Source organism: Nonomuraea sp. NPDC001684 (assembly GCF_053596515.1).
Genome location: NZ_JBSFGJ010000844.1, coordinates 1 through 1,659 on the forward strand (window position 1 = coordinate 1; position 1,659 = coordinate 1,659).

Sequence of the window (1,659 nt, forward strand, 5' to 3'; positions counted from 1 at the left end):
CGTCGGGCACCGGCCGCCACACCGGCCCGGCCGGGACGCCCTCCAGATGGGCGGCCACGATCTCGGCCGCCCTGACGCCGGCGCGGCGCAGCTCATCCATGCGGGGATTCCCTCCAGGTCTCGTGGTGGCCGCCGCCACCCAGCTCCATGGCCAGGTAGAAGACGCAGTCGGCGGTCCCGTCGTTGGCGAAGGCGTGGCGGTGGTCGCCGGGGTAGGCGGCCGAGTCGCCGGCCGCCAGCTCGTACGGCCGGTCGTCGATCGTCAGGCGCAGCGTGCCGCGCTCGACGGCCAGGTACTCGCGCGAGCCCGGGGCGTGCGGGGCGAACTCGCCCGCGTCCACGCCGGGGCCGATCGTGGTCCGCATGAACTCGAACTCCACGTCGGCCAGCACCGGCGACAACACCCGCCGTTCCCAGCCGGACGGGTCGCGCAGCACCCGCTGCCGGTCGTGCCGCAGCACGCGCACGTCCTCGCGCGTCGGTTCGTCGAGCAGCCGGGAGATCGACGTGCCGAGGGCCGTGGCCAGCCGGTCGAGCACCAGCACGGTCGGCGACTTCGCGCCGCGCTCGACGTCGGAGACCATGCTCCGGCTGATGCCGCTCAGCTCGGCCAGGCGCTCGACGGACAACCCGCGCCCGCGCCGCTCGGCGCGGATGCGCCCGCCCAGCTCGGCCAGGGACAGCCCGCTGGACAGGACGCCTTCACCTTGCATTCCTCCACTATAGCGGAGAAACGTCCGCTTTAGCGGCCATGGTCTGCTCGTAGGCTGCCAACACCTGCTTGCGGCGTTTGGCCGGCAGGCGGTCGATGTACAGGTAGCCGTCGAGGTGGTCGGTCTCGTGCTGGAGGCAGCGGGCCAGCAGGCCGGTGCCCTCGACCGTGACCGGCCGCCCCTCGGCGTCGAAGCCGTGGACGGTGGCGTGGTCGGGCCGGGGGAGCGGGGCGAACTGGCCGGGCACCGACAGGCAGCCCTCGTCGTCGGGGTCGAGGCGGCGCTCGCCGAGGCCGGGCAGCTCCAGGGCCGGGTTGACCACGACGCCCTTGTGGGCGACGCCCTCGGCGTCGGGGCAGTCGTAGACGAACACGCGCAGTGGCACGCCGATCTGGTTGGCGGCCAGGCCCACGCCCTCGGCCGCGTACATGCTCGCGAACATGTCGTCGACCAGCGCCGCCAGCTCGCCGTCGAACCGGGTGACCGGCTCGCACGGATTGTGCAGCACCGGATCGCCCACGTGCACGATCGGCCGGACCTCTCCCACGACCACGCCTTCCTTTTGCCAGGACATTGCCGCGACCAGTCTATGAGCGACGCCGGACGCACGACGCCGTCTCATATAGAAAGACACATCCTCTCGACAGATGAGACTCGCGCTAGGGTCGGGGCACACATCGTCGTGAAGGAGTCTTTCGATGGACGCCGTCTACACCCATGGGCACCACGAGTCCGTCCTGCGCTCGCACCGGTGGCGCACGGCGGAGAACTCGGCCGCCTACCTGCTGCCGCACCTGCGGCCCGCGATGAAGGTCCTCGACGTGGGCAGCGGGCCCGGCACGATCACCGCGGACCTGGCCGCGCTGGTGGCCCACGTGACGGCGTCGGAGGTGACCGAGGAGGCGCTGGCGCTGGCCAGGGCCGAGATCGGCGCGCGCGGGCTGGG

3 protein-coding genes are annotated in these 1,659 nt (G+C 72.4%); 1 reads left to right on the forward strand and 2 read right to left on the reverse strand.

Annotated elements, in window-relative coordinates; genetic code table 11:
- Positions 1-92: 92 nt before the first annotated feature.
- Positions 93-713 carry a helix-turn-helix domain-containing protein gene (locus tag ACWCSD_RS52400; protein WP_449927379.1) on the reverse strand — a complete coding sequence of 207 codons (621 nt, stop codon included), beginning with the start codon at positions 711-713 and terminating at the stop codon, positions 93-95.
- Between the two features lie 7 nt (positions 714-720).
- A complete protein-coding gene (def, locus tag ACWCSD_RS52405) occupies positions 721-1,287 on the reverse strand; it encodes a peptide deformylase (RefSeq protein WP_397156505.1) in 567 nt (188 codons plus the stop codon).
- A 124-nt stretch (positions 1,288-1,411) separates the two neighbouring features.
- Between def and ACWCSD_RS52410 the strand changes: the two genes are divergently transcribed.
- The coding region (locus ACWCSD_RS52410) for a class I SAM-dependent methyltransferase (protein ID WP_449927383.1) at positions 1,412-1,659 on the forward strand (248 nt) is incomplete at its 3' end.

Coding starts and splice junctions, on each gene's coding strand:
- def (WP_397156505.1), bottom strand. CDS start 1,287: ATGTCCTGGCAAAAGGAAGGCGTGGTCGTGGGAGAGGTCCGGCCGATC.
- ACWCSD_RS52400 (WP_449927379.1), bottom strand. CDS start 713: ATGCAAGGTGAAGGCGTCCTGTCCAGCGGGCTGTCCCTGGCCGAGCTG.